Origin of the sequence: Pseudomonas citrullilanati (assembly GCF_030580855.1) — a bacterium.
Taxonomy (GTDB): Bacteria; Pseudomonadota; Gammaproteobacteria; order Pseudomonadales; family Pseudomonadaceae; genus Aquipseudomonas; species Aquipseudomonas citrulli.
Genome location: NZ_JAUQOP010000002.1, coordinates 181298 through 207119, shown reverse-complemented (window position 1 = coordinate 207119; position 25822 = coordinate 181298). Strand labels below are relative to the sequence as shown.

Annotated in this window: 23 protein-coding genes; 4 read left to right on the top strand and 19 right to left on the bottom strand. The window is 62.3% G+C overall.

Translation table 11 applies throughout. The annotated features are described in order from the left end of the window. Positions 1 to 3 precede the first annotated feature (3 nt). Positions 4 to 969 carry a GlxA family transcriptional regulator gene (locus Q6A48_RS02460; protein ID WP_304551702.1) on the bottom strand — a complete coding sequence of 322 codons (966 nt, stop codon included), beginning with the start codon at positions 967 to 969 and terminating at the stop codon, positions 4 to 6. Between the two features lie 185 nt (positions 970 to 1154). Between Q6A48_RS02460 and Q6A48_RS02455 the strand changes: the two genes are divergently transcribed. Continuing rightward, the gene (locus tag Q6A48_RS02455) at positions 1155 to 1793 is read left to right on the top strand and encodes an HD domain-containing protein (RefSeq protein WP_304551876.1); all 639 of its coding nucleotides are present in this window, start codon (positions 1155 to 1157) and stop codon (positions 1791 to 1793) included. Positions 1794 to 2122: 329 nt separating this feature from the next. Here Q6A48_RS02455 and Q6A48_RS02450 read toward each other — a convergent pair whose 3' ends face one another. The 8 genes from Q6A48_RS02450 to Q6A48_RS02415 form a co-directional block, all read right to left on the bottom strand. Beyond that, positions 2123 to 3010 (bottom strand): ABC transporter permease subunit, encoded by an 888-nt coding sequence (locus Q6A48_RS02450; RefSeq protein WP_304551701.1) that lies wholly within the window; start codon positions 3008 to 3010, stop codon positions 2123 to 2125. Continuing rightward, positions 3007 to 3927 carry an ABC transporter permease subunit gene (locus tag Q6A48_RS02445; protein ID WP_304551699.1) on the bottom strand — a complete coding sequence of 307 codons (921 nt, stop codon included), beginning with the start codon at positions 3925 to 3927 and terminating at the stop codon, positions 3007 to 3009. Before Q6A48_RS02445 ends, Q6A48_RS02450 begins: the two co-directional genes overlap by 4 nt. Further along, positions 3924 to 5066, bottom strand: a complete 1143-nt coding sequence (locus tag Q6A48_RS02440) for an ABC transporter ATP-binding protein (protein WP_304551697.1) — start codon at positions 5064 to 5066, stop codon at positions 3924 to 3926. The genes Q6A48_RS02445 and Q6A48_RS02440 overlap by 4 nt, the downstream gene beginning before the upstream one ends. A gap of 67 nt (positions 5067 to 5133) precedes the next feature. Continuing rightward, a complete protein-coding gene (locus Q6A48_RS02435; RefSeq protein ID WP_304551696.1) occupies positions 5134 to 6231 on the bottom strand; it encodes a polyamine ABC transporter substrate-binding protein in 1098 nt (365 codons plus the stop codon). 184 nt (positions 6232 to 6415) lie between these two features. Continuing rightward, positions 6416 to 7528 carry a polyamine ABC transporter substrate-binding protein gene (locus tag Q6A48_RS02430; protein ID WP_304551875.1) on the bottom strand — a complete coding sequence of 371 codons (1113 nt, stop codon included), beginning with the start codon at positions 7526 to 7528 and terminating at the stop codon, positions 6416 to 6418. A 180-nt stretch (positions 7529 to 7708) separates the two neighbouring features. Beyond that, positions 7709 to 9073 carry an aspartate aminotransferase family protein gene (locus Q6A48_RS02425; RefSeq protein WP_304551695.1) on the bottom strand — a complete coding sequence of 455 codons (1365 nt, stop codon included), beginning with the start codon at positions 9071 to 9073 and terminating at the stop codon, positions 7709 to 7711. Between the two features lie 59 nt (positions 9074 to 9132). After that, a complete protein-coding gene (locus Q6A48_RS02420) occupies positions 9133 to 10491 on the bottom strand; it encodes a glutamine synthetase family protein (RefSeq protein WP_304551694.1) in 1359 nt (452 codons plus the stop codon). Positions 10492 to 10531: 40 nt separating this feature from the next. Then, positions 10532 to 11308: a gamma-glutamyl-gamma-aminobutyrate hydrolase family protein gene (locus Q6A48_RS02415; RefSeq protein ID WP_304551692.1), complete on the bottom strand. Its 777-nt coding sequence runs from the start codon at positions 11306 to 11308 to the stop codon at positions 10532 to 10534. A 278-nt stretch (positions 11309 to 11586) separates the two neighbouring features. Between Q6A48_RS02415 and Q6A48_RS02410 the strand changes: the two genes are divergently transcribed. Both Q6A48_RS02410 and Q6A48_RS02405 read left to right on the top strand, forming a co-directional pair. After that, on the top strand, positions 11587 to 12963 hold the full coding sequence (locus Q6A48_RS02410; RefSeq protein WP_304551690.1) for a glutamine synthetase family protein: 1377 nt from the start codon (positions 11587 to 11589) through the stop codon (positions 12961 to 12963). A 286-nt stretch (positions 12964 to 13249) separates the two neighbouring features. Then, a complete protein-coding gene (locus Q6A48_RS02405) occupies positions 13250 to 13885 on the top strand; it encodes a TetR/AcrR family transcriptional regulator (RefSeq protein ID WP_304551689.1) in 636 nt (211 codons plus the stop codon). Positions 13886 to 14019: 134 nt separating this feature from the next. Here Q6A48_RS02405 and Q6A48_RS02400 read toward each other — a convergent pair whose 3' ends face one another. The 10 genes from Q6A48_RS02400 to argE all read right to left on the bottom strand — a co-directional run bounded on the left by Q6A48_RS02400 (position 14020) and on the right by argE (position 24267). Next, on the bottom strand, positions 14020 to 14235 hold the full coding sequence (locus Q6A48_RS02400; RefSeq protein ID WP_003177394.1) for a TOBE domain-containing protein: 216 nt from the start codon (positions 14233 to 14235) through the stop codon (positions 14020 to 14022). Between the two features lie 25 nt (positions 14236 to 14260). Next, complete coding sequence (gene ssuB, locus Q6A48_RS02395) at positions 14261 to 15067, bottom strand: aliphatic sulfonates ABC transporter ATP-binding protein (protein WP_304551678.1); 807 nt, start codon at positions 15065 to 15067, stop codon at positions 14261 to 14263. Then, positions 15064 to 15846: an aliphatic sulfonate ABC transporter permease SsuC gene (ssuC, locus tag Q6A48_RS02390; protein ID WP_304551677.1), complete on the bottom strand. Its 783-nt coding sequence runs from the start codon at positions 15844 to 15846 to the stop codon at positions 15064 to 15066. The genes ssuB and ssuC overlap by 4 nt, the downstream gene beginning before the upstream one ends. Positions 15847 to 15853: 7 nt before the next feature. Beyond that, complete coding sequence (ssuD, locus tag Q6A48_RS02385; protein WP_304551675.1) at positions 15854 to 17002, bottom strand: FMNH2-dependent alkanesulfonate monooxygenase; 1149 nt, start codon at positions 17000 to 17002, stop codon at positions 15854 to 15856. A gap of 26 nt (positions 17003 to 17028) precedes the next feature. Next, positions 17029 to 17994 carry a sulfonate ABC transporter substrate-binding protein gene (locus Q6A48_RS02380; protein ID WP_304551673.1) on the bottom strand — a complete coding sequence of 322 codons (966 nt, stop codon included), beginning with the start codon at positions 17992 to 17994 and terminating at the stop codon, positions 17029 to 17031. Positions 17995 to 18084: 90 nt separating this feature from the next. Next, positions 18085 to 18678 carry an NADPH-dependent FMN reductase gene (gene ssuE / locus Q6A48_RS02375; protein ID WP_304551671.1) on the bottom strand — a complete coding sequence of 198 codons (594 nt, stop codon included), beginning with the start codon at positions 18676 to 18678 and terminating at the stop codon, positions 18085 to 18087. Between the two features lie 316 nt (positions 18679 to 18994). Then, the gene (locus tag Q6A48_RS02370; RefSeq protein WP_304551669.1) at positions 18995 to 19633 is read right to left on the bottom strand and encodes a peroxiredoxin; all 639 of its coding nucleotides are present in this window, start codon (positions 19631 to 19633) and stop codon (positions 18995 to 18997) included. 286 nt (positions 19634 to 19919) lie between these two features. Further along, positions 19920 to 21239 (bottom strand): OprD family outer membrane porin, encoded by a 1320-nt coding sequence (locus Q6A48_RS02365; protein ID WP_304551668.1) that lies wholly within the window; start codon positions 21237 to 21239, stop codon positions 19920 to 19922. Positions 21240 to 21678: 439 nt separating this feature from the next. Then, the gene (argA, locus tag Q6A48_RS02360; RefSeq protein ID WP_042730190.1) at positions 21679 to 22977 is read right to left on the bottom strand and encodes an amino-acid N-acetyltransferase; all 1299 of its coding nucleotides are present in this window, start codon (positions 22975 to 22977) and stop codon (positions 21679 to 21681) included. 132 nt (positions 22978 to 23109) lie between these two features. Then, entirely contained in the window at positions 23110 to 24267 is a 1158-nt protein-coding gene (argE, locus tag Q6A48_RS02355; RefSeq protein WP_304551662.1) for an acetylornithine deacetylase, read from the bottom strand. A 157-nt stretch (positions 24268 to 24424) separates the two neighbouring features. On the opposite strand from argE, the gene Q6A48_RS02350 reads away from it, so the two are divergent. Further along, complete coding sequence (locus Q6A48_RS02350) at positions 24425 to 25792, top strand: CYTH domain-containing protein (RefSeq protein WP_304551661.1); 1368 nt, start codon at positions 24425 to 24427, stop codon at positions 25790 to 25792. Positions 25793 to 25822: the final 30 nt, after the last annotated feature.

Genomic DNA, 25822 nt, shown 5'->3' with positions numbered 1-25822 from the left:
CCGTCAAATCATCGCGGCAAAATTCGACCTGAATTGCTGTGGCGTCACGCCCAGCCGTCGATTGAATACGCTGCGCATGTGTTGGGCATCGCGGAAACCGCATTGATACGCCACGGTCTTGAGCGCCACCCGAGTGCTTTCCAGCATCACTCGGGCCGCGTCCAGGCGGGCCTGCTCCACGAACGCCGCGGGCGTGACCTGCGCCTCCCGGGTAAATACCCGGGAGAAGTTGCGTGGGCTCATGTTCGCGGCATGGGCGAGGTCGGCAATGCCCAGGTCACCGTTGAGGTTGGCCATGACGTATGCCTGGACCCGGGCCACGGTGGAGGTCGGCTCGGCATGCGGCGCAAGGAACGGACTGAACTGCGACTGCCCGCCCGAACGCTGGGTGAACACCACCAGCCGCTTGGCGACATTCAGCGCCACGTCCGGCCCATGGTCCTGCGCCAACAGGAACAGCGACAGATCGATCCCCGCCGTCACGCCCGCCGATGTGTAGAGTTCACCGTCCTGCACATACAGCCGGTCGGTTTCGACCCGGGTCGCGGGATACCGCTGCGTCAGTGCCGACGCGTCGCCCCAATGGGTGGTGACGGTACGCCCCTCGAGCAATCCGGCCTGGGCGAGCATGAATGCGCCGTTGCAGATCGAACCAAAGCGCCGGGCCCGGACGCAAGCGTCGCGCAGCCAGGCATTGAACGCTGCGCTGAACCCCTGGGACGGTAGCTGCGGCCCGCCAGCGACCAGCAACAGGTCATAGGCGCATGAAGCTTCGCTGAAGTGGCGGTGAGGATTGAGAGACAGCCCGTTGGAGCAGGACATCGCGCCACGCTCGACACCGATCACTTCCAACCGATAGCGGTCCTGCGGGGCGAGAAAGCGATTGGCTTCGCAGAACACATCCATGGGGCCGCTGACATCCAAGGACTGGGCGCCTGTAAACACCACGATGGCGACGGTTTTTTCCATGGCTTTCGCTGACCTGTGCGGGTTGTCCAGCGAACCCTAGCCAATCCGGCGTCCGGACGCCAGATGGCATGAAACCTGAGTTCATTGGCAGGAATCGCAGCCATGGCGCGATTGCTGCGCCGTACGCCGACGAACAGACTGAAATCCTCAGCGCCGCCACGGCGCACCACCCAGAGGAGAGCTTCATGAACAGCATCGCCGGCATCAGTATTCCCGACAGCGCCCTCGCCCGCGCCACCACCGAGTACATCCGCGACATCGAATCGGACCTGTTGTACCACCATTCCCGCCGGGTGTTCCTGTTCAGCGCCTTGAGCGGCGAGCGCCGGCAACTGCCCTACGATCCGGAGTTGCTGTATGTCGGCGCGATGTTCCACGACCTGGGCCTGGTGGAAGGCCACCGCAGCGATGACGAGCGCTTCGAAGTGGACGGTGCGAACGCGGCCGCAGCGTTCCTCAAGCCCTACGGATTGAGCGATGACGACATCGAGCAGGTGTGGTTGTCGATCGCCCTGCATACCACGCCGAGCATACCGAAACACCTGCGCCCCACGGTCGCCCTGGTGACCGCAGGCGTGGAAATGGACGTACTGGGCATGGACTACGCCGCGTTTCCCGCCGCGCAGCGCGACGCCGTGGTGCACGCCCATCCACGCGGAGCAGGTTTCAAGGAATGCATCATCTGCGCCTTCGCCGACGGTTTGCGGCATCGTCCCCAAACCACATTTGGCAACGTGAAAACCGACGTGCTGATGGATCAGGAACCCGGGTTCAAACCGATGAACTTCGTCGAGGTCATCCGCACTTCACCCTGGAACTCGTAACCAGCCCACCCCGCCGCCATCGCGAGCAAGCCCGCTCCCACCCTGGATCTGCGTCTGGTCGCGGACTCACAGGCGACCCCAAAAAACCTGTGGGAGCGAGCCTGCTCGCGAAAGCGGAGTACTTGCCAACAAGAATGTTGAACCTACCTCCGTCTTCGCGGGCGGGCCCGCTCCCACATTGGATTTGCGTCTGGTCGCGGACTCACAGGCGACCCCAAAAAACCTGTGGGAGCGAGCTTGCTCGCGATGACGACCTGACAGTCAACTTTTCCGTCGACTGTCACACCGCTGTCGCGAGCAAGCTCGCTCCCACATTTACCCTGGGAGGATTAGGCCTGTACGGTTTCGGCCCGGCGTACTTCCGGTTGTTTCCAGGAGTCGGCGGCGCTTTCCTCGATGGCTTGCTGGATCGCCCGCTTGCGGTTTTCCTCGGCGCGACGGCTGAAGAACCAGACCAGGAACGTCACCAGCGACACCGCCAGCAGGATCAGGCTGGCCACGGCGTTGATTTCCGGCTTGACCCCCAGGCGCACCGCCGAGAACACTTCCATCGGCAAGGTCGTCGACCCCGGCCCCGACACGAAGCTTGCCAGCACCAGGTCGTCCAGGGACAACGCGAACGACATCATGCCCCCCGCCGCCAGCGAAGGCGCGATCATCGGGATGGTGATCAGGAAGAACACCTTCCACGGCCGCGCCCCCAGGTCCATGGCCGCCTCTTCGATGGACAGGTCCAGTTCACGCAAGCGTGCCGACACCACCACTGCCACATAAGCCGCGCAGAACGTCGTGTGGGCGATCCAGATCGTGACGATGCCACGCTCCTGGGGCCAGCCGATGATCTGTGCCATGGCCACGAACAGCAGCAACAGCGAGAGGCCGGTGATCACTTCCGGCATGACCAGCGGCGCGGTGACCAGCCCGCCAAACAGTGTGCGCCCCTTGAAGTGGGTGATGCGGGTCAGCACGAAGGCCGCCAGCGTACCCAGGGCCACCGCGGCCACCGCCGTGTAGCAGGCGATTTCCAGCGAGCGCAGCACCGACCCCATCAACTGGGTGTTGTCCAGCAGGCCGACGTACCACTTGATCGACCAGCCGCCCCACACCGTCACCAGTTTCGAGGCGTTGAACGAGTAGATCACCAGGATCAGCATCGGCGCGTAGATGAACAACAGACCCAGCACCAGCATCAGGCTTGAAAAACTGAAGCGCTTCATTCCTTGCCCTCCATTTCCTTGGCCTGACTGCGGTTGAACAGGATGATGGGCACGATCAGGATCGCCAGCATCACCACCGCCAGGGCGGATGCCACCGGCCAGTCACGGTTATTGAAGAATTCCTGCCACAGCACTTTGCCGATCATCAGGGTTTCCGGGCCGCCCAGCAGTTCCGGGATCACGAACTCGCCCACCACGGGGATGAACACCAGCATGGCCCCGGCGATGATGCCGTTCTTGGACAGCGGCACGGTGATTTTCCAGAAGCTGTTGAACGTGCTCGAACCCAGGTCGGAAGCGGCCTCCAGCAGGCTCGGGTCGTGTTTGACCAGGTTGGCGTACAGCGGCAGGATCATGAACGGCAGGTAGGAATAGACCACGCCGATGTACACCGCCAGGTTGGTGTTGAGGATCTGCAACGGTTCGCTGATCCAGCCCATGCTCAGCAAAAAGCCGTTGAGCAGGCCGTTGTTGCTGAGGATGCCCATCCACGCATAGACGCGGATCAGGATCGCGGTCCAGGTCGGCATCATGATCAGCAGCACCAGCACCGTCTGGATTTCCTTGCGGGCGTTGGCGATGCCGTAGGCCATCGGATAACCGATCAGCAGGCACAGCACGGTGCTGATCAGGGCCATCTTCAGCGAGCCGAGGTAGGCGGCGATGTACAACTCGTCGTCGCTCAGCATCGCGTAGTTGGCGAAGTTGAGCAGCACCTGCAGCTTCTGGTCGACGTAGCTGTAGATCTCGGTGTACGGCGGGATGGCCACATCGGCTTCGGCGAAGCTGATCTTCAGGACGATGAAGAACGGCAGCATGAAGAACAGGAACAGCCAGATGAAGGGCACCCCGATGACCAGTTGACGGCCACCGGGCGTTATTCGATCGAGTCGGCGTTTGAGTTTGCGCATGTTCATGAGCGAAGCACCACGCCGCTGTCATCTTCCCACCAGACGAACACCTGGTCGCCCCAGGTCGGGCGCTGGCCACGGCGTTCGGCGTTGGCGACGAAGGACTGCACCAACTTGCCGCTCGGCAGTTCGACGTAGAACACCGAGTGCCCGCCCAGGTAGGCGATGTCGTGGACCTTGCCGCTGGACCAGTTGTGCTCGCAGGTCGGCTGCTCGACGGTCACCAACAGTTTTTCCGGGCGAATGGCGTAGGTCACCGACTTGTCCTGCACCGAGGTGCTGATGCCGTGGCCGACGTAGATGTTGCGGTCCAGGTCCTTGCAGGTCAGCACCGCGTGGCCCTCGGCGTCGTCCACCACTTCGGTCTCGAAGATGTTGACGTTGCCGATGAATTCGCAGACCAGCCGGCTGGTCGGGGTTTCGTAGATGTCGATCGGGCTGCCGATCTGGGCGATCCAGCCCAGGTGCATGATCGCGATGCGCTCGGCCATGGTCATGGCCTCTTCCTGGTCGTGGGTCACCATCACGCAGGTCACGCCGACGCGCTCGATGATTTCCACCAGCTCAAGCTGCATCTGCGAGCGCAGCTTCTTGTCCAGGGCGCCCATCGGCTCGTCGAGCAGCAGCAGCTTCGGGCGCTTGGCCAGGGAACGGGCCAGGGCCACGCGCTGGCGCTGGCCGCCGGAGAGCTGGTGCGGCTTGCGCTTGGCGTACTGGCTCATCTGCACCAGCTTGAGCATTTCCGCCACGCGGGCTTCGATCTCAGGCTTGGGGATCTTGTCCTGTTGCAGGCCGAAGGCGATGTTCTGCGCCACGGTCATGTGCGGGAACAGGGCGTAGGACTGGAACATCATGTTGATCGGCCGCTCGTACGGCGGCATGTCGGTGATGTCCACACCGTCGAGGAAAATGCGCCCCTCCGTGGGCCGCTCGAAGCCGGCGAGCATGCGCAGCAAGGTGGATTTGCCCGAACCCGAACCGCCGAGCAAGGCGAAGATCTCGCCTTTCTTGATCTCCAGGGACACATCGTCCACGGCAATCGTCTCGTCGAACTTCTTCGTGACCCGGTCGATTTTGACCAGCACCTGCTTGGGTGTCTGGTCGCCCTCGAGGGCTTTCTTATAGGCGCCGGAGGCAACTGCCATTTGCGAAACTCCCACAGAATTTACTGTTCGTCCCCGCTGGGCGAACGTTTGGTTAGAGCGTTTAACGCTATTTACCCGACTTGACCTTGGTCCAGCTGCGGGTCATGAGTCGTTGGATCTTGGGCGGCAACTCGGAGTTGACGTAGAGCTTGTCGACGACCGCTTGCGGTGGGTAGACCGCTTCATCGGTGCGGACTTTCTGGTCCATCAGTTCGCCAGCCTTGGGGTTCGGGTTGGCATAACCGACGGCGTCGCTGACCTGGGCGATCACCTCAGGCTTGAGCAGGAAATTGATGAAGGCGTGTGCTTCCTTGACGTTGGTGGCATCGCGCGGGATCGCCAGCATGTCGAACCAGAGGTTGCCGCCCTCCTTGGGGATCACGTAGGCGATTTCGACGCCCTTGCCGGCTTCGCTGGCACGCGAGCGGGCCTGGAAGATGTCGCCGGAGAAACCGGCGGCCACGCAGATCTCGCCATTGGCCAGATCGGAGATGTACTTGGAGGAATTGAAATAGGTCACGTACGGCCGGATCTTGAGGAGCTGGGCCTCGGCCTTCTTGTAGTCTTCGGGGTTTTCGCTGTTGGGGCTCAGGCCCAGGTAGTTGAGCATCGCCGGGATCATCTCGTCGCCCGAATCGAGGAACGACACGCCGCAGCTGGAGAGTTTCTTGATGTTCTCCGGCTCGAACAGCATCGCCCACGAATCGATCTTGTCGACGCCCAGGACCGCCTTGACCTTCTCGACGTTGTAGCCGATGCCGTTGGTGCCCCACAGGTACGGCACGGCGTACTGGTTGCCCGGGTCGTTGCGCTCCAGGCGCTTGAGCAGCGCGGGGTCCAGGTTGGCGTAGTTGGGCAACTGGGCCTTGTCGAGCTTCTGGAACGCCCCGGCCTTGATCTGCTTGCCCAGGAAGTGGTTGGACGGCACGACCACGTCATAGCCGGTACGCCCGGCCAGCAACTTGCCTTCCAGGGTTTCGTTGGAATCGAACACGTCATACACCGGCTTGATGCCCGTGGCTTTTTCGAAGTCCGCCAGGGTGGTCTCGCCGATGTAGTCCGACCAATTATAAATATGCACGGTGGAGGCCGCCTGGACGCTGACGGCGAGCGTCAGGCCGGCGCCGACCAGCAAGGCGTTGCGTAACAAAGAAAAGACTGGCACGTGGAGGTCCTCTTAAATAGTCGGGCCCAAGTTGCCCCCGTTACCTGGCCACGGTGGGCCCTGCAACAAAACCGGCGCGCAACTTACCCTCGATAAACCGATCCAGCAAAACTTTTAATTATTCGGGGCTTCCCGTTGCCGTCGCCCCGATGGCGACGACAACGGGAAAGTACTTCAGGTCGGCTTACTTGCCGGATTTGATCTTGGTCCAGCTGCGGGTCAGGATCCGCTGGGTGGCCGGCGGCAAGTCGCTGATCGCGTACAACTTGGCTTTCACTTCATCCGATGGGTAGATGTTCGGGTCGCCGGAGATGTCTTTTTCCACCAACGGCGTCGCGGCCTTGTTGCCGTTCGGGAAGCGGACGTTGTTGGTGATCTCGGCCATGATTTCCGGCTTCAGCAGGAAGTTCATGTACTGGTAGGCGGCATCGACGTTTTCGGCATCCTTGGGAATGGCGACCATGTCGTAGAACGAACCGGCGCCTTCTTTCGGAATGGCATAGGCCACCTTGACCTTGCCACCCGCTTCGGCGGCGCGGGACTTGGACTGTTCGATGTCACCCGAATAACCCACGGCTACGCAGATGTTGCCGTTGGCCAGGTCGGAGATGTACTTGGACGAGTGGAAATAGCTGATCGAAGGACGGATCTTGAGGAACAGTGCCTCGGCGTCGGCCAGTTGCTTCTTGTCCTGGCTGTCGGTCGGGTAGCCCAGGTAGTGCAGCGCCACCGGGATCATTTCGGTTGGCGAATCGAGGAAGCTCACGCCGCAGCCCTTGAGCTTGGCAATGTTTTCCGGCTTGAGCAGGGTGTCCCACGAGTCGATTTTGTCGACGCCCAGTGCGGCCTTGACCTTCTCGGGGTTGTAGCCGATGCCGATGGTGCCCCACATGTACGGGAAGGCATGCTGGTTGCCCTTGTCGCTGGCATCGCCAACGGCCTTGAGCAGGTCGGTGTCCAGGTTCTTCCAGTTGGTCAGCTTGGACTTGTCCAGTGGCTGGTAGACGCCGGCCTTGATCTGCTTGGCCAGGAAGTTGTTCGACGGCACCACGATGTCATAGCCGGACTTGCCGGCCAGCAGCTTGGCCTCCAGGGTTTCGTTGCTGTCGAAGACGTCGTAGACGACCTTGATCCCCGATTCTTTCTCGAACTTGGCAACCGTGTCCGGCGCAATGTAGTCGGACCAGTTATAGACGTGCAGCACTTTGTCGTCCGCCTGGACGGTTCCCGCCAACAGCCCCATCAGGGACATCGCCAGGAGGGTCTTGCCAGCTATCTTCGTACCTAATGTCTTCATGCCTAATGCCTTCATGAAAATGCTCCAGTTATTCTTCTTGGCCACCGTTCAGTAGCCGGCTCGCGGGCAACCTGAACAGCCGGTAGTCTGGCAAGTTACAGGCCAGGCTTTCAACATGAGCCCGGTCTTTTGTTCGCGCCGTGCGAGGCCCGTGCAAGGACCTCGCTCAGAGCCTAGCACTTAGCCCTGCAACGCACTGAGTGTCAGGTCCAGGCATTGCCGCGCCTTGGCCACCAGTTCGTCGATCTCGGCCTGGCTGATCACCAGTGGCGGCGCAATGATCATGGTGTCGCCCACCGCGCGCATGATCAGCCCGTTGTCGAAGCAGAACTGCCGGCAGATCATGCCCACGCCCCGGCCTTCATAGCGCTTGCGCGTGGCCTTGTCCTGGACCAGCTCGATCGCCCCCAGCAGGCCGACACCCCGGACTTCACCCACCAGCGGATGATCGTTCAGCTCCCGCAGACGCTTCTGCAAATAGGGTGCCGTTTCGCTGTGGACGCGCTCGATGATCTTTTCATCGCGCAGGATGCGGATGTTCTCCAGGGCCACCGCGGCAGCCACCGGGTGACCGGAATAGGTGAAGCCGTGGTTGAAATCGCCACCTTCGTTGAGCACGGCGACCACGTCGTCACGCACGATCAGCCCGCCCATGGGGATGTAGCCGGAGGTCAGGCCCTTGGCGATGGTCATCATGTGCGGCTTCAAGTCGAAATGATCGGTGCCGAACCACTCCCCGGTGCGCCCGAAACCGCAGATCACTTCGTCGGCCACGAACAGGATGTCGTACTTGGCGAGGATTTCCTTGACCCGCGGCCAGTAGCTGTCCGGCGGGACGATCACACCGCCGGCGCCCTGGATCGGCTCGGCGATGAACGCGCCGACGTTGTCCACGCCGATCTCGAGGATCTTCGCTTCCAGTTGGTCGGCCGCCCACACGCCGAACGCTTCGGGGCTCATGTCGCCGCCCTCGCCGAACCAATAGGGCTGGGCGATGTGGACAATGCCCGGGATCGGCAGGTCGCCCTGCTCGTGCATGTAGGTCATGCCACCCAGGCTCGCGCCGGCCACGGTGGAACCGTGATAGCCGTTCTTGCGGCTGATGATGACTTTCTTGTTCGGCTGGCCCTTGATCGCCCAGTAATGGCGGACCATGCGCAGCATGGTGTCGTTGCCCTCGGAGCCGGAGCCGGTGAAGAACACGTGGTTCATGCCTTGCGGGGCGATGTCGGCGATGACCTTGGACAGTTCCAGCACCGGCGGGTGGGCGGTCTGGAAGAACAGGTTGTAGTAAGGCAGTTCGCGCATCTGCCGGCTGGCGGCGTCGGCCAGTTCGTCGCGGCCATAACCGACGGCCACGCACCAGAGGCCGGCCATGCCGTCGAGGATCTGGTTGCCTTCGCTGTCCCAGAGGTAGACGCCCTTGGCGTGGGTGATGATGCGCGGGCCTTTCTCTTTGAGCTGCTTGAAGTCGCTGAACGGCGCCAGGTGGTGATCGTTGCTCAGGGCCTGCCATTCACGGGTTTGCGGGTTGTTGCGGGTCATGCGAATTCTCCTTTTTATCGATGGGGGCGAGGCTGCCGCAGGCAACCCCGCCCGGCGCTTCAGACGGCAAAGAGCAGGAATTCCCGCTCCCACGAACTGATGACGCGCTTGAAGTTTTCATGCTCGGCCCGCTTGACCGCGACGTAGCCCGTGATGAATTTCTTGCCCAGGTACTTCTCGATGGTGGCGCTGTTTTCCATGCGCTCCAACGCATCTTCGATGGTCAGCGGCAGGCGCAGGTTCCGACGCTCGTAGCCACGGCCCACCACCGGTGCACTCGGGTTGATGCCTTCGACCATGCCGATGAAGCCGCACAACAGGCTCGCGGCGATCGCCAGGTACGGGTTGGCGTCGGCACCCGGCAGGCGGTTTTCCACCCGGCGGTTCTGTGGCCCGGCGTCCGGCACGCGCAGGCCGACGGTGCGGTTCTCCTCGCCCCACTCCACGTTCACCGGCGCCGAGGTGTCCGGCAGGAAGCGGCGGAACGAGTTGACATTGGGGGCGAACAGCGGCAACAGCTCGGGAATGAACTTCTGCAGGCCGCCGATATGGTGCAGGAACAACTCGCTCATGGTCCCGTCTTCATTGGAGAAGACGTTCTTGCCGGTTTCCTTGTCGATGATGCTCTGGTGCAGGTGCATCGCACTGCCCGGCTCGCCGGTCATGGGCTTGGCCATGAAGGTCGCGGCCACGTTGTGCTTGAGCGCCGCCTCGCGCATGGTGCGCTTGAACACCAGGATCTGGTCGGCCAGGGACAGGGCATCGCCATGACGGAAGTTGATTTCCATCTGCGCGGTACCGTCCTCGTGGATCAGGGTGTCGAGGTCCAGCTCTTGCAGTTCGCACCAGTCGTAGACGTCTTCGAACAGCGGGTCGAATTCGTTGGCCGCTTCGATCGAGAACGACTGGCGTCCGGTTTCCGGGCGGCCGGAACGGCCCACCGGCGGTTGCAGCGGGAAGTCCGGGTCGTCGCTGCGCTTGGTCAGGTAGAACTCCATCTCCGGCGCGACGATCGGCTGCCAGCCTTTGTCGGCGTACAGCTTGAGCACCTTCTTGAGCACGTTGCGCGGCGACAGCTCGATGGGGTTGCCCTGCTTGTCGTAGGAGTCGTGGATCACCTGGGCGGTGGGCTCGATGGCCCAAGGCACAAGGAATACGGCGTTCTCGTCCGGGCGGCACATCATGTCGATGTCGGCAGGGTCGAGCAGTTCGTAATAGATGTCGTCTTCGACATAGTCGCCCGTCACGGTCTGGAGCAGGACGCTCTCGGGCAGGCGCATGCCTTTTTCGGCAATGAACTTGTTGGTCGGCGAGATCTTGCCCCGGGTGATACCGGTCAGGTCGCCAATCATGCATTCGACTTCTGTGATCTTGTGGTCTTTCAACCAATCGGTGAGCTGGTCGAGGTTGTTACTCATAAATGCCTCTAGGCGTGAGTTTCCTGACTGCTATTAGTCGTCAGGCGTTGTTTGACGCATCGGCGTCGCGTTGTGTTGCCCTTGCTCGGCAGGCATCGCCAAATGCCTGGAAAATCGCAAGGTAGTGCGGGTTAGAGCTTACCGCCCATTCGGGGTGCCACTGCACTCCTAAAGCAAAAGCCTTGCCTTGTATAACCGAAACGGCTTCGATCAGGCCATCGGGCGCGCGCGCTTCAATGCGCAGCCCCGGCGCCAGGCGCTCGATGCCCTGGCCGTGAATCGAGTTGACCTCGATCACCGGCGGCAGCCCCAGGCCGGCGAGCACGCCGCCCGGCTGGACGTGCATGGCGTGGGCCGGGCCGTACTGGATCGCCACTGGCTGCGTATCGTCTTCACGATGATCGATGAAGGTGCCGACTTCATGAACTTTCTGATGCAGGCTGCCGCCAAAGGCTACGTTCATTTCCTGGAAGCCACGGCAAATGCCCAGCACCGGCACGCCTGCCTCGACAGCGGCGCGGATCAGCGGCAAGGTGGTGGCATCCCGTGCAGGATCATGGGCGGTGCCCGGCGCGCTGGCGGGGCCCTGGTAGTGAAAAGGTTCTACATTGGAAGGAGAGCCGGTAAAGAGAATACCGTCCAGGGCGTCCAGAATATCGGACGGGGCGAACAGATCCGCCAGGGACGGAATCAGCATGGGCAGGCCCTTGGCGGCTGTCGCGACAGCCCGGGAATATTTATCGCCGCTGATGTGATACGCATGCAGGCCCAACTGCCTGGAGCAGGTGGTGACGCCGATTAACGGCAGGCGAGACATGAAGCACCCCGGTATTATTGCTGTTATGGGTTTGAATCGAGCTTAGCCTTGTTCATTTTTTTACACAACACCCCCGTAAAAAATACAACACGGCCCGCTCAAGCCCGCGGGCGCCAAGACCTTCAAAGGGAAAAAAACGCCCTAAATTGCCTCAAAAAAGCCCCACGAGTGCTTTTTTAGGGCAAAAAAGGCCCTGCTTGACTTCGGCATGCCGTTCGGGTTGACTGGCTTTCGAAGAGATCAATGATTGATATTTTTAACAACAAAGGTGTTGCATCATGTCGGTACCCCCGCGTGCCGTTCAGCTTAACGAAGCGAACGCGTTCCTTAAGGAACATCCTGAGGTTCTGTACGTTGACCTTCTGATTGCGGATATGAATGGTGTGGTGCGCGGCAAGCGCATCGAACGCACCAGCCTCCACAAGGTTTACGAGAAAGGCATCAACCTGCCGGCCTCCCTGTTTGCCCTGGATATCAATGGCTCTACGGTGGAAAGCACCGGCCTGGGCCTGGACATCGGCGATGCCGACCGCATCTGCTATCCCATCCCTGGCACCCTCTCCAACGAACCCTGGCAGAAGCGCCCAACCGCGCAACTGCTGATGACCATGCATGAACTCGAAGGCGAGCCGTTCTTCGCCGACCCTCGCGAAGTCCTGCGCCAGGTCGTGACCAAGTTCGACGAGCTGGGCCTGACCATCTGCGCCGCATTCGAGCTGGAGTTCTACCTGATCGACCAGGAGAACGTGAATGGACGCCCGCAACCGCCCCGCTCGCCGATCTCCGGCAAGCGCCCGCACTCGACCCAGGTCTACCTGATCGACGACCTCGACGAATACGTCGATTGCCTCCAGGACATCCTCGAAGGTGCCAAGGAGCAAGGCATCCCCGCCGACGCCATCGTCAAGGAAAGTGCCCCGGCGCAGTTCGAGGTGAACCTGCACCACGTCGCCGACCCGATCAAGGCCTGCGACTACGCGGTCCTGCTCAAGCGCCTGATCAAGAACATCGCCTACGACCATGAAATGGACACCACCTTCATGGCCAAGCCGTATCCGGGCCAGGCGGGCAATGGTCTGCACGTACACATTTCGGTCCTGGACAAAGACGGCAAGAACATCTTTGCCAGCGAGGATCCCGAGCAGAACGCCGCGCTGCGTCACGCGATCGGCGGTGTGCTCGAGACCCTGCCCGCGCAGATGGCGTTCCTCTGCCCGAACGTGAACTCCTACCGTCGTTTCGGCGCGCAATTCTATGTGCCGAACTCGCCGACCTGGGGCCTGGACAACCGCACCGTGGCCTTGCGCGTCCCCACCGGCTCCGCCGATGCCGTGCGCCTGGAACACCGCGTGGCTGGCGCCGACGCCAACCCGTACCTGCTGATGGCGTCCGTGCTGGCGGGCGTGCACCATGGCCTGGTCAACAAGATCGAACCCGGAGCGCCGGTCGAAGGCAACAGCTACGAGCAGAACGAGCAAAGCCTGCCGAACAACCTGCGCGATGCCCTGCGCGAGCTGGACGACAGCGAAGTCATGGCCAAGTACATCGACCCGAAATACATCGATATCTTCGTGGCCTGCAAGGAGAGCGAGCTGGAGGAGTTCGAACACTCCATCTCCGACCTCGAGTACAACTGGTACCTGCATACCGTGTAAGCGGGTTGCGGTAAAGAAAGACGCCGCAGGCCTCCAGGGCTGCGGCGTTTTTTATGGGCGCTCACTGACCATTGTGGCGAGGGGATTTATCCCCGCTGGGGTGCGTAGCGCCCCTGAAACCAACCACCTCGTTGTGCCAGGCTGGACGCCATTCGGTCGGGATGGGGCTGCTACGCAGCCCAACGGGGATAAATCCCCTCGCCACTGGAAATCCTCACCACAAGACCGGGCTATGGACCATCTGCCCGCTCTGCGTACAATGCCCGCACCCCGCAGGAGCCCACTCATGACGCGCATCGCCACCCCACGCAAACCCCGCGCACGCAGCCAGGCCCGGATCGACACCATTCTCGATGCCGCCCGCACGCTGCTTGCCGCCGAAGGCGTGGCCAGCCTGTCGATCTACAGCGTCGCCGAACGCGCCGGGATCCCACCCTCCTCCGTGTATCACTTCTTCGCCAGCGTCCCGGCCCTGCTCGAAGCCCTGACCGCCGATGTCCACGCCGCCTTCCGCGCCTGCCTGCAAGCGCCGATCGATCATGCCGCGCTGAACCACTGGCACGACCTGTCACGGCTGGTGGAACAGCGCATGCTCGTGATCTACGGCCAGGATGCCGCCGCCCGCCAGTTGATCCTGGCCCAGCACGGCCTGACCGAAGTCACCCAGGCCGACCGCCAGCACGACCTGGAACTGGGCGCGCTGATGCATGCCCTGTTCGACCGCCATTTCGCGCTGCCACCGCTGCCCACCGACGTCGACGTGTTCGCCCTGGCCATGGAACTGGGCGACCGCGTCTACGCCCGCTCGGTGCAACAACACAACCAGATCACCCCACGCATGGCCGAGGAAGGCATGCGGGTGTTCGATGCCTACCTGGGCCTGTACCTGCCGCCTTATTTGCCCAAGCGTGAAGCTCCCTGACCCAAGAGCTGCCCCATCGTGGCGAGGGAGCTTGCTCCCGCTGGGCTGCGCAGCAGGCCCTGGCCTCACCAAAGCGTGTTCAAACTAAAAACCCCGAGGGCTCGCGCCGTCCGGGGCTTATGGTCATTCATTATTCACAACTTGGCGATGGACACCTCGGTGGATTTGACGAAGGCGATCACTTCGCTGCCGATCGCCAACTCCAGCTCTTTCACCGAGCGGGTGGTGATGACCGAGGTGACGATGCCGGAAGCCGTCTGTACGTCGATTTCCGAGAGTACGTCGCCTTCGACGATTTCCTTGATGGTGCCTTTGAACTGGTTGCGTACGTTGATCGCTTTGATAGTCATGGTGTCGATTCCTCTCGGGATGAAGTTAGAGTGCCCAACGCAACTGCGTGGGCAAGGGTGAAACGGGTTCGGGTTCCGGCGGTTGGCCGGGCAAGGACAGCACACGGTTGAGCACTTCGGTTTCCAGGCTCGCCAGCCGGTGAGAGCCGCGAGCCCGTGGACGTGGCAGGTCGATGGGCAGGTCGAGGCCGACCTGGCCGTCCTCGATCAGGATGACCCGGTCGGCGATGGCCACCGCTTCGCTGACGTCGTGGGTCACCAGCAACACGGTGAAGCCGTGTGCCTGCCAGAGGTTTTCGATCAGTTGCTGCATCTCGATACGGGTCAACGCGTCCAGCGCGCCCAAGGGTTCGTCGAGCAGCAGCAACCGTGGTTGATGGATCAGCGCCCGGGCCAGGGCCACGCGCTGTTTCTGGCCGCCGGACAGCGCCGCCGGCCACTCGTTGGCGCGGTCGGCCAGGCCGACGGCTTCCAACGCCTGCAACGCCTGCGCCCGCCAATTGCCCTTGAGCCCGAGGCCGACGTTGTCGATGATTTTTTTCCACGGCAACAAGCGCGCTTCCTGGAACATCAGCCGCGTGTCCTGCTGCGCGGCACCCAACGGCGCCGAGCCGGCCAGCAATTGCCCGGCCGTGGGTTGATCGAGGCCGGCCAGCAAACGCAGCAAGGTACTTTTGCCGCAGCCGCTGCGGCCGACCACCGCCACGAATTGACCGGCCGGGATGTGCAGGTCGATGTCACGCAGCACCGGGCGCGTGCCGAAGGTCTTCTGCAAATTGCGCACTGCCAGCGGGATGCCTCGCAGTAGGCGCGGAGGTTGTTGGGCGGTCATGCGACACCTCCCTTGTTCACCTGGTACGCCGGGTGCCAACGCAACCAGACCCGTTCAAGCCCGCGGGCGGCGAGGTCGGCCAATTTACCCAGCACGGCGTACAGAAGGATCGCCAGCACCACCACGTCGGTCTGCAGGAACTCCCGGGCGTTCATCGCCAGGTAGCCGATGCCGGAACTGGCCGAGATGGTTTCCGCCACGATCAGCGTCAGCCACATGAAACCCAGGGCAAAACGCACGCCCACCAGGATCGAAGGCAAGGCGCCCGGCAGGATCACCTGGCGAAACAGGCTGAAGCCCGACAAGCCGTAGCTGCGAGACATCTCCACCAGGGCCGGGTCGACGTTGCGGATGCCGTGGTAGGTGTTGAGGTAGATGGGGAACAGCGTGCCCAGCGCCACCAGGAAAATCTTCGCCGACTCGTCGATGCCGAACCACAGGATCACCAGCGGAATCAACGCCAGGTGCGGCACGTTGCGGACCATTTGCACCGAGCTGTCCAGCAAGCGCTCGCCCCATTTCGACAAACCGGTGATGAAGCCCAGAATCAGGCCGATGCCACCGCCGATCGCGAAGCCGACCGCAGCCCGCCAGCCGCTGATCGCCAGGTGCGTCCAGATTTCGCCGCTGCGCACCAGGTTTACCCCGGCCTCGACCACCGCCACCGGTGCCGGCAGGATGCGCGTGGACAGCCAGCCTGCCGACACCGACAACTGCCAGACCGCCAGCAAGAGCAGCGGCACCGCCCACGGCGCCAGGTTGTGGATAAGTTTTTTCATGGCCGCCTCAGCTCTGCGCGGCGGCTTTGGGAAGAATGTCGTTGGCGACCATTTCCCCGAACGGGCTCACATAACCCTGGCTCTTCGGCAGTTCCGGGCGCTCCACGTCTAGGTGCGGGAACAACAATTCCGCCACCCGATAGGACTCTTCGAGGTGTGGATAACCCGAGAAGATGAAGGTGTCGATGCCCAGCTCGGCGTATTCCTTGACCCGCGCGGCGACCGTCGGCCCGTCCCCCACCAGCGCCGTGCCGGCACCGCCGCGAACCAGGCCGACCCCGGCCCAGAGGTTGGGGCTGACTTCCAGCTTGTCGCGGCTACCACCGTGCAAGGCAGCCATGCGTTGCTGGCCCACCGAGTCGAAGCGCGCCAGGGACGCCTGGGCACGGGCGATGGTTTCGTCGTCGAGGTGGGAAATCAGCCGGTTGGCGGCTTGCCAGGCCTCGGCATTGGTTTCGCGCACGATCACGTGCAAGCGGATGCCGAAGCGCACGGTGCGCCCGAGCTTGGCGGCCTTGGCCCGGACTTGTTCGATTTTCTCTGCGACGGCGGCGGGCGGCTCGCCCCAGGTCAACACCATTTCCACCTGTTCGGCGGCGAGGTCCTGGGCCGCTTCCGAGGAACCGCCGAAATACAGCGGCGGCCGTGGTTGCTGGATCGGAGGATAGAGCAACTTGGCGCCCTTCACGCTGATGTGTTCGCCGTCGTAATCCACCGTCTCGCCTTCCAGCACCCGGCGCCAGATGCGGGTGAATTCCACCGAGGCCTGGTAGCGCGCCTCATGGTCGAGGAACAGGCCGTCACCGGCCAGTTCGTCGGGGTCGCCGCCGGTTACCAGGTTGAACAGCGCGCGCCCGCCGGACAACCGATCGAGGGTCGCCGCCTGGCGCGCCGCCACCGTCGGGGAAATGATCCCGGGGCGCAGGGCGACGAGGAACTTCAGGCGCTGGGTCACGGGGATCAGCGACGCCGCCACCAGCCAGGAGTCTTCGCAGGAGCGCCCGGTGGGAATCAGCACGCCGCCGAAACCCAAGCGGTCGGCAGCCTGGGCGATTTGTTGCAGGTAGCCGTGGTCGACGGCGCGGGCGCCTTCGGCGGTGCCAAGGTAATGGCCGTCGCCGTGGGTGGGCAGGAACCAGAAAATATTGAGGCTCATGGAGTGGTCTCCTAAAGGGGGTCGGATTACTGCGCGTTCGCAACGGCCGCCGGCGGCGTCCAGATCACGTCCTTGATGCTCAAGGGCTTGGGTATCAGCTTGAGCTGGTAGAAGCTGTCGGCGATTTTCTGCTGCGCCGCGACCACGTCCGGGGTAAGGAACAAGGCCCCGAAGCCCTGGCGCTTCATCGAAGTGAGGGTGATCGGTTCAGGCAGGCCGAGCAGCGGCGACACTTGTTTGGTCACGTCCTCGGGATTGGCCTTGGACCATTCCCCCACGGCACGCACTTCTTCCACCAAGGCGGTGATGACCTGGGGATGCTTCTGCGCATAGGGCTTGGTGGCCAGGTAGAACTGATGGTTGTCGACGATCCCCTGGCCGTCGCGCAGAGTCCGTGCCTGCAACTGTTGTTCGGCAGCGGCCTGGTACGGGTCCCAGATCACCCAGGCGTCGACGCTACCGCGCTCGAAAGCGGCGCGGGCATCGGCCGGTGGCAGGAAAACGGTCTGGATGTCGGTGTATTTCAGGCCCGCATCTTCCAGGGCCCGCACCAGCAGGTAATGGACATTGGAGCCTTTGTTCAGCGCGACTTTCTTGCCCTTGAGGTCTTGCACCGACTGGATCGGCGAGCCCTTGGGCACCAGGATCGCTTCGCTGGTGGGCGCGGGTGGTTCATAGGCGACGTAGAGCAAGTCGGCGCCGGCGGCCTGGGCAAACACCGGCGGGGTTTCGCCAGTCACACCGAAATCGATGGAGCCGACGTTCAGGCCCTCGAGCAGTTGCGGCCCGCCGGGAAACTCGGTCCATTGCACGTCCACGCCTTGGGCGGCGAGGCGCTTTTCCAAGGTGCCCTTGGCCTTGAGCAGGACCAGGGTGCCGTATTTCTGATAACCGATCCGCAAGGTCTCGGCTTGGACCTGGGTAATGACGCCGAAGGACACAGCCGCAGCAAACAGAGCGACCAGCCCGCGACGCAAAATGACAGTGCGCATGGCGCCTCTCCTTTTTGCTATGGGGTTGTGGCTGCACCTGCTGGGCCGTTGGCGGCTGAGTAAGGTGAGTTGAAACAGGGTGTTCGGGGGTCAAATGCTCCAGCGAGCACTCAACAGACGTTCATTCAAGACGTGGGGGTCCAACGGCCGGGGCCGACGGGCCATGGCGCTGAAAAACTGTTCCAGCGCCTCGTCCAGGCGTTGTTGCAGGGCCGGCGCCAATTGCGCCTGGGCAGTGCCTTCGCCGTAGGCGATCTGGCTGTCTTCGGCAAAGATCCCCTGGAGCATTTCCTGGGCCTTGAGGGCCGACAACACCGGCTTGAGGGCGTAGTCCACCGCCAGCATGTGGGCGATGCTGCCGCCGGTTGCCATGGGCAACACGACCTTGTGGTTCAGGGCCCGCTCCGGCAACAGGTCCAGCACGGTCTTCAGCGCACCGGAAAAAGACGCCTTATACACGGGTGTTGCGATCAACAGGCCATCGGCGTTGTCGATCTGCTGGAGCAGGTCGACCACCTTCGGGCTGTCGAAACGGGCATGGAGCAAGTCTTCGGCGGGAAAATCGCGCACCTGGTAACTCACCACTTCCACACCTTGCTGCTGCAACCAACGTTGCGAGCGTTCCAGCAACACCCCGGAGCGCGAGCGCTGGCTGGGGCTGCCACCGAGTGAGACGACCAACATGCCTGCCATTCCTTAACTGTCACGTGCGATTCGCGGTGGGCGATCTCGCTGTATGGGGCAAACCATAACAGGGGATTCATATATCTTTAAATCATATTTATTCATTTGGTTATTCTTTATATGAATATGAATTGGTTTCCGCAGGCATAAAAAAAGGCCGTCGAAACCGCCACAATCCCCTGTCGCACCTCATTTCCACTGTGGGAGCGAGCTTGCTCGCGATATCGGCGGATCTGCCACCGGCGATGTCGACTGACACTCCGCCATCGCGAGCAAGCTCGCTCCCACACAATCTCACTCCCCATTAGGTTTTGCGTCAGCGATTGGGCTGCGGGGTCAGGCGCAGGTACGGCTTCACCGCGCGGTAGCCCTTGGGGAAGCGCTGCTTGAGTTCTTCCTCGTCCTTCAGGGACGGCACGATCACCACCTCATCGCCGTCCTGCCAGTTGGCCGGCGTGGCGACCTTGTAGTTGTCGGTCAATTGCAGGGAATCGATCACCCGCAGGATCTCGTTGAAATTGCGACCGGTGCTCGCCGGGTAGGTGATGGTCAGGCGAATCTTCTTGTTCGGGTCGATCACGAACAGCGAACGCACGGTCAAGGTATCGCTGGCGTTGGGATGGATCAGGTCGTACAGGTCGGAGACCTTGCGGTCGGCATCGGCCAGGATGGGGAAGTTGACCACGGCGTTCTGGGTTTCGTTGATGTCGTCGATCCACTTGTGGTGGGAATCCACCGGGTCCACCGACAGGGCGATGGCCTTGACGCCGCGCTTGGCAAATTCATCCTTGAGCTTGGCGGTCAGGCCCAGCTCGGTGGTGCACACCGGCGTGAAGTCCGCCGGGTGGGAAAACAGCACGCCCCAGCTGTCGCCGAGCCACTCGTGGAAGCGGATCTTGCCGGCGCTGGAATCCTGTTCGAAATCGGGGGCAATGTCGCCCAGTCTGAGGCTCATGGTAAGGCTCCTGGATGAAATTCTTGTGGAGCCTGACTGTGCCTCGGTTCGGACCGTTTTAAAAAGAATGAATATTGCTTTGGCTAGACTTTTTCTGAATATAAAAAACTGTTCACTGGCACTGGAGCGCCTATGGGCCCACTCTCTTTCACGAGGTTTCGAGAAGGCCTCGAGTGGCTGTAAAGAGGAGAGGTTTCGAGGAGGGCTACAGGGGTGGGCCTGACTCGAAAACGCAAAAGCCCCGCCAGGCACATGCCGGGCGGGGCTTTTTTTTCTTCGCTACGTCTTACATGAAGTTGTAAGTGTAGTTGAAGATCAGACGGGTCTGATCCTGGCTGTCGCCGGCACCGCTGCTGCGGTAAGTACCCTGACGCAGGGTGGTACCGAAGCCTTTCAACGCGCCTTGCTGGATGACGTAATCCACACGCATGTCGCGTTCCCACTCGGAGTAATCGCTTGCACCGTTGGCGGTCTTGACGTCATCGCCACGCAGGTAAGCGACCGAGGCTTTCAGGCCTGGAACGCCCATGGAAGCGAAGTCATAGGAGTACTGACCGAAGGTGGTGTTTTCACCGGCACGGACAAAGCCGTTGATCATACTGTCGGTGAACAGATAGAAGCTGGAGCCGCCAGCGCCTTCGGGACGATTGTTGCCGTTGACCACGTTGCCCTGGTTCAGGTAGACGAAGCCACCGTCGTCGCCGACCTGTTGGTGACCCAGCAAGAACGCACTGCCACCGAGGGTGTACGTGAACATGGCGCTCCAGGTCTTGTTATCGACCTCGCCCGGGTGCTTGGCATAGCCACTGTTGTTGTTGAAACGGTAGCCGACATCGCCGTTACGGCCATCCGAGCTGCTGTCGAAATAACGCAGGTCGGTCTTGAACGACTGGCCTTCGCTGATCGGGAAGACGTGTACCGCGCCCAGGAAGTGCTGCTTGTAGTAGTCCTGCAGGTTGGCGTAGTAGTACTGCAGGGTCAGGTCCTTGGTGACCTTCCAGTCTGCGCCGCCGTAGCGGAACTGGTTGCTGTCCTGGGTACCGCCGGCGATGGCCAGGCCGGTGCTGTTGCTCGAGGCGCGGCCGGTGGCGTGTTCCAGCTGGCCTGCGTTGAACGTGACGTTGTCGATTTCCTTGGAGGTGATGGTGCCACCTTCAAAGGTCTGCGGCAGCAGGCGACTGTCGTTGGCAACCAGGATCGGCAGGTTAGGCGCCAGGGCACCACCGAGGTGAGCTTCGGTCTTGGAGAAAAGTGCCTTCACGTTGCCGGACAGACGGCTCCAGTCGTGTACCGCCGCGCCATCGGTATCGGCTGGCATGTAGGAACCGGCGTTACGGCCCTTCCCGCCGTCCAGACGAATACCCACCAATGCCTGGGCATCGATACCGAAACCGACGACACCCTGGGTGAAGCCGGACTTGTAGTCGAACTTCAGGCCGGTGCCCGTTTCGCGCAGGTCTTCACTGCCGGTTTCATGGTTGTCGTTGTTGAAATACAGCGTACGAGAACTGACAGACGCCTTGCTGTCTTCGATAAAACCAGCGGCGCCTGCCTGCTGCGCCAGAACCCCAAAGGCCACAGCCAGGGCCAAGGTGGACTTGTTCATGCTTCGCTCCTCTCGTTTTCTAATTCTTGTGTTTCTTTGGTTCCGAATCGAACGTCCGGAATCCGCAGATGCGCGATTAGCGCCAGACCGTGACTGACAAGTCAATCGTAACCATTTGTGATTACGACCAAGGTCTAACCCCGCTACACCGGCGCGCAGAATAATGGATTCTGGATAACTCCAAAAAGAATTGTTTCCACAGTTTTCAGATTATTTTGAAATAAAGAGGCCATCAAAACTTCGTCAAGCTGAGATACGGCGTATCGGCCAGCTTTCGAATTACTGAATGGTCATTTTTTCTGCGCCCTAACGGATCGAATTCGGGGCCTGGCGCGAGAAACTGCCTCAGGCTGCAATCTTGATGGCTTTGCGTCAGACGGTTCCTTGTCTGAAGTCAAAAAGCCTCGCAGCCCGAGGGACAGCCAAAGGGCATGGCGGCCTACAGCGATTTCTCGAAGATCTTCGAGTTGCGCTGGTAGTTATAGAGCGACGCCCGCGCCGCCGGCAGGCGTTCGACGCTGCTGGGTTCGAAGCCGCGTTCGCGGAACCAGTGGGCGGTGCGGGTGGTGAGTACGAACAGGGTCTTGAGGCCTTGGGCCCGGGCGCGGGTTTCGATCCGCTCCAGCAGTTCGTCGCCCCGGCCACCGTGGCGGTACTCCGGGTTCACCGCCAGGCAGGCCAGCTCCCCGGCGTCCGAATCGGCGATCTGGTACAACGCCGCGCAGGCGATGATCATGCCTTCGCGCTCGACCACGCTGAACTGCTCGATCTCGCGCTCCAGCACTTCGCGGGAGCGGCGCACCAGAATCCCCTGCTCTTCCAGTGGGCTGATCAGGTCCAACAGGCCACCGACGTCTTCGATGGCCGCCTCGCGCACCACTTCGAACTGCTCCTGGGCCACCAGGGTCCCGCTGCCATCGCGGGTGAACAATTCGGCCAGCAGCGCGCCGTCTTCGGCGTAGCTGACGATATGGCTGCGCGCCACGCCGCCCCGGCAAGCCTGGGCGGCGGCATCCAGCAATTCGGCCTGGTAATCGCTGCCCAGGCGCTGCATATGGGCAGGCACTTGCTGCGGACGCAGTTCACGTACCAGCCGGCCGTCTTCGCCGATCAGCCCCTGCTCGGCGCCGAACAGCAACAGCTTGTCGGCCGCCAGGTCGATGGCGGCCCGGGTGGCGACGTCTTCGCAGGCCAGGTTGAAGATTTCCCCGGTGGGCGAATACCCCAGCGGCGACAGCAGCACGATGGAGCGCTCGTCCAGCAGGCGATTGATGCCCTTGCGATCGACCCGGCGCACTTCGCCGGTGTGGTGGTAATCGACACCTTCCAGCACGCCGATGGGCCGTGCGGTGACCAGGTTGCCGCTGGCGACCCGCAGACGCGAACCCTGCATCGGCGAGGACGCCATGTCCATGGACAGGCGCGCCTCGATGGCGATGCGCAACTGGCCAACGGCGTCGATCACGCATTCCAGGGTCGCGGCATCGGTGATGCGCATGCCGTGGTGGTAATGCGGCGTCAGGCCCCGCGCGGCAAGGCGGGTCTCGATCTGCGGGCGCGAGCCATGGACCAGCACCAGGCGCACGCCGAGGCTGTGCAGGAGCACGAGGTCATGGACGATGTTGCCGAAGTTGGGGTGTTCCACCCCGTCGCCGGGCAGCATGACGATGAAGGTGCAATCACGGTGGGCATTGATATAGGGCGAAGCGTGACGAAGCCAATTGACGTATTCGGGCATGAACCTGGGCCTGTAATAAATAGCAGCCGAAAAAAGACCAAACTGAACGCACAGCGGGCTGGTGGTTATCGTCGGAACAGGCTTGGCGACACGCGCGCTCTCCTCATGAATACGGGCCCGGACGTGGGCAATTTAGCCGGCGGTGGCCGGCGTCAGGCAGTAATGGCCGATCAACTGCCGCAACAGCTGTACGGTAGGTTGCAAACGTGACATTTCAAGGTACTCGCCCGGTTGGTGGGCGCAGGCGATGTCGCCGGGGCCCAGCACCAGGGTTTCGCAGCCAAGGCGCTGAAGATAAGGCGCTTCGGTGCCGAACGCCACTGCTTCGGCGCGATAGCCGGTGAGTCGCTCGGCCACGCGCACCAGTTCGGCATCCTCGACCTGTTCGAACGGCGGGACTTCGGGGAACAGCGGCGCGTAGTCGATCCTGACCTTGTGCCGCTCGGCAATGGGGTCGAGCTTCTGCCGGATCGCCGCCCGCAGCACCTGCGGGTCCATGCCCGGTAGCGGCCGCAGGTCGAACTCCATGGAACACTGGCCGCAGATCCGGTTGGGGTTGTCGCCGCCATGGATGCAACCGAAGTTCAGGGTCGGTTGCGGCACCGTGAACTGCGGGTTGCGGAATTCACGCTGCCATTGCAGGCGCAGGCCACGCAACTCGCCCATCGCGTCGTGCATCGCTTCGAGCGCGCTGTGGCCCAGGCTCGGGTCGGAAGAATGACCGCTGCGCCCGAGGATATCGATGCGCTCCATCATCACGCCCTTGTGCAGGCGAATCGGACGCAGGCCAGTGGGCTCGCCGATGACGGCCGCCCGCCCCAATGGACGCCCGGCATCGGCCAGGGCGCGGGCGCCGGCCATCGAGCTTTCTTCATCACAAGTGGCGAGGATCAGCAGCGGCTGCTTGAACGGCTGGTCCAGCAGTGGCTTGACCGCTTCGATGACCAAGGCAAAGAAGCCCTTCATGTCGCAGCTGCCCAGGCCCACCCAGCGGCCATCGACCTCGGTGAGCTTCAGCGGGTCGGTCTGCCACAGCGCGCCATCGAACGGCACGGTGTCACTGTGCCCGGCAAGCACCAGGCCGCCGGGACCGCTGCCAAAACTGGCCAGCAGGTTGAACTTGCCCGGGCTGACCTGTTGGATATCACAGGCGAACCCCAGGTCGGCGAGCCAGCCCGCCAGCAGTTCGATCACTGCACTGTTGGACTGGTCCAACCCAGGCTGGGTGCAACTGACTGACGGCGCGGCGATCAGGGCAGCGAACTGATCTTTCATGGACGGCAAAGGCATCGCTGGCTCCGAGCTCACAGATTGGCGTCCATCATAGAACCATCTGGCCCCAGGAATAAACCGGCGCGGCGCGGAGGATGGACGAGTCCTGTACACTGCACGACCTTGGCAGCCACACCTTCCCCGGCTGCACACCCGATCCCTGGATTTTCCGGCCATGCAGAAAGAAACCGAAATCAAACTCCGCGTCAGCCGCGAGACCCTGGCAGCCCTGCGCGAGCACCCGCTGCTGAAAAAACGCAACAAGCATGGCTGGGAACGCCATGAGCTGATGAACCAATACTTCGACACGCCGGAGCGTGACCTCGCCAAGGCCAAGGTCGCGTTGCGCCTGCGGCGTGACGGCGAAGAGGTGATCCAGACCCTCAAGACCCGTGGCCAGAGCATCGCCGGCCTGTCCGAACGCAACGAATACGACTGGCACCTGCCCAAGGCCAAGCTCGACGTGAAGAAACTCGACGGCGAATGCTGGCCCGAGGCCCTGGCGGAACTGGACAAGAAAACCCTCAAGGCAATCTTCACCACCGATTTCGTCCGCGAGCGCGCCGAAATCGCCTGGGGCCGTGGCAAGGCCAAAGTGGTCATCGAAGCCGCGCTGGACCTGGGCCACGTCGTGGTCGGCAAGCAGAAGGAGGAAATCTGCGAGCTGGAGCTGGAACTGCGCGAAGGCGAGCCCGCGGCCTTGCTGGAACTGGCGGCCGAGCTGGCGCAGACGCTGCCCTTGATGCCTTGCGACATCAGTAAGGCCGAGCGCGGCTATCGCCTGCACGACGCAGCCAGCTATGCCTTGAGCCTGCCGGCCCCGCAACTGACCGCCGAAACGCCGCTGGACGACGCCTTCGCCGCGCTGGGCTGGCACCTGCTGGGCAGTAGCCAGCGCCTGGCCGAGCAATACCGTTTCAATGGCCACTGGCGCTTGTTGCAAGACTGGGTGGAAAACCTCGCCGAACTGCGTGCCCTGCTCAGCAGCCTGGGCCAGGCCGCGCCCCGTCAATCGACCCACGACCTGCGCGTCGCCCTGGACGCGTTGCTGGAAGACTGGCGCCCACTGGTCCAGGCCGGCCTGGACGACGAAGACGTGCGCAAGGCCGCGCCGGAGCAGTTCCTCGAAGAGTTGCAAGACCCGCGTTGGGGCCTGTTCTCCCTGAACACTTCACGCTGGCTGCTGGCCCGCCGCTGGACCGCCGAACGCAACACCCGGGGCAATCGCCAGGGCGCCGCGCAACTGGGCAGTTGGCTGCCGCGCCTGCTGGGCGAAGAGTCCACGTCCCTGCAATTGCAACGCTACCAGCAACAGCCGGAAGACCTGGCCGAGCAACTGCCGCGGATCGAGCGCATCCAGGCCTGGCTGCACCACGCCCGCCACGTGCTGGACATCCCGGAGATGGACCGGCTCTACGGCGAGCTGAACAAGCTGGCGCAACTGGCCAACCAACCGATCACCGACGAAGCCCTGGACGCGCGCAAGCAACAGGCGATCGCGGTGTATCAGAACCGGGCATGGAAGACCTTGCTGCGCCTCTGATCGAGATATCTGCGACGCCTGGAATATCGC

What these genes read in the sequence shown, in the direction of transcription:
- Q6A48_RS02460 (WP_304551702.1), bottom strand. Translation starts at nt 969, where the DNA reads ATGGAAAAAACCGTCGCCATCGTGGTGTTTACAGGCGCCCAGTCCTTG.
- Q6A48_RS02455 (WP_304551876.1), top strand. Translation starts at nt 1,155, where the DNA reads ATGAACAGCATCGCCGGCATCAGTATTCCCGACAGCGCCCTCGCCCGC.
- Q6A48_RS02450 (WP_304551701.1), bottom strand. Translation starts at nt 3,010, where the DNA reads ATGAAGCGCTTCAGTTTTTCAAGCCTGATGCTGGTGCTGGGTCTGTTG.
- Q6A48_RS02445 (WP_304551699.1), bottom strand. Translation starts at nt 3,927, where the DNA reads ATGAACATGCGCAAACTCAAACGCCGACTCGATCGAATAACGCCCGGT.
- Q6A48_RS02440 (WP_304551697.1), bottom strand. Translation starts at nt 5,066, where the DNA reads ATGGCAGTTGCCTCCGGCGCCTATAAGAAAGCCCTCGAGGGCGACCAG.
- Q6A48_RS02430 (WP_304551875.1), bottom strand. Translation starts at nt 7,528, where the DNA reads ATGAAGACATTAGGTACGAAGATAGCTGGCAAGACCCTCCTGGCGATG.
- Q6A48_RS02425 (WP_304551695.1), bottom strand. Translation starts at nt 9,073, where the DNA reads ATGACCCGCAACAACCCGCAAACCCGTGAATGGCAGGCCCTGAGCAAC.
- Q6A48_RS02420 (WP_304551694.1), bottom strand. Translation starts at nt 10,491, where the DNA reads ATGAGTAACAACCTCGACCAGCTCACCGATTGGTTGAAAGACCACAAG.
- Q6A48_RS02415 (WP_304551692.1), bottom strand. Translation starts at nt 11,308, where the DNA reads ATGTCTCGCCTGCCGTTAATCGGCGTCACCACCTGCTCCAGGCAGTTG.
- Q6A48_RS02410 (WP_304551690.1), top strand. Translation starts at nt 11,587, where the DNA reads ATGTCGGTACCCCCGCGTGCCGTTCAGCTTAACGAAGCGAACGCGTTC.
- Q6A48_RS02405 (WP_304551689.1), top strand. Translation starts at nt 13,250, where the DNA reads ATGACGCGCATCGCCACCCCACGCAAACCCCGCGCACGCAGCCAGGCC.
- Q6A48_RS02400 (WP_003177394.1), bottom strand. Translation starts at nt 14,235, where the DNA reads ATGACTATCAAAGCGATCAACGTACGCAACCAGTTCAAAGGCACCATC.
- ssuB (WP_304551678.1), bottom strand. Translation starts at nt 15,067, where the DNA reads ATGACCGCCCAACAACCTCCGCGCCTACTGCGAGGCATCCCGCTGGCA.
- ssuC (WP_304551677.1), bottom strand. Translation starts at nt 15,846, where the DNA reads ATGAAAAAACTTATCCACAACCTGGCGCCGTGGGCGGTGCCGCTGCTC.
- ssuD (WP_304551675.1), bottom strand. Translation starts at nt 17,002, where the DNA reads ATGAGCCTCAATATTTTCTGGTTCCTGCCCACCCACGGCGACGGCCAT.
- Q6A48_RS02380 (WP_304551673.1), bottom strand. Translation starts at nt 17,994, where the DNA reads ATGCGCACTGTCATTTTGCGTCGCGGGCTGGTCGCTCTGTTTGCTGCG.
- ssuE (WP_304551671.1), bottom strand. Translation starts at nt 18,678, where the DNA reads ATGTTGGTCGTCTCACTCGGTGGCAGCCCCAGCCAGCGCTCGCGCTCC.
- Q6A48_RS02370 (WP_304551669.1), bottom strand. Translation starts at nt 19,633, where the DNA reads ATGAGCCTCAGACTGGGCGACATTGCCCCCGATTTCGAACAGGATTCC.
- Q6A48_RS02365 (WP_304551668.1), bottom strand. Translation starts at nt 21,239, where the DNA reads ATGAACAAGTCCACCTTGGCCCTGGCTGTGGCCTTTGGGGTTCTGGCG.
- argA (WP_042730190.1), bottom strand. Translation starts at nt 22,977, where the DNA reads ATGCCCGAATACGTCAATTGGCTTCGTCACGCTTCGCCCTATATCAAT.
- argE (WP_304551662.1), bottom strand. Translation starts at nt 24,267, where the DNA reads ATGCCTTTGCCGTCCATGAAAGATCAGTTCGCTGCCCTGATCGCCGCG.
- Q6A48_RS02350 (WP_304551661.1), top strand. Translation starts at nt 24,425, where the DNA reads ATGCAGAAAGAAACCGAAATCAAACTCCGCGTCAGCCGCGAGACCCTG.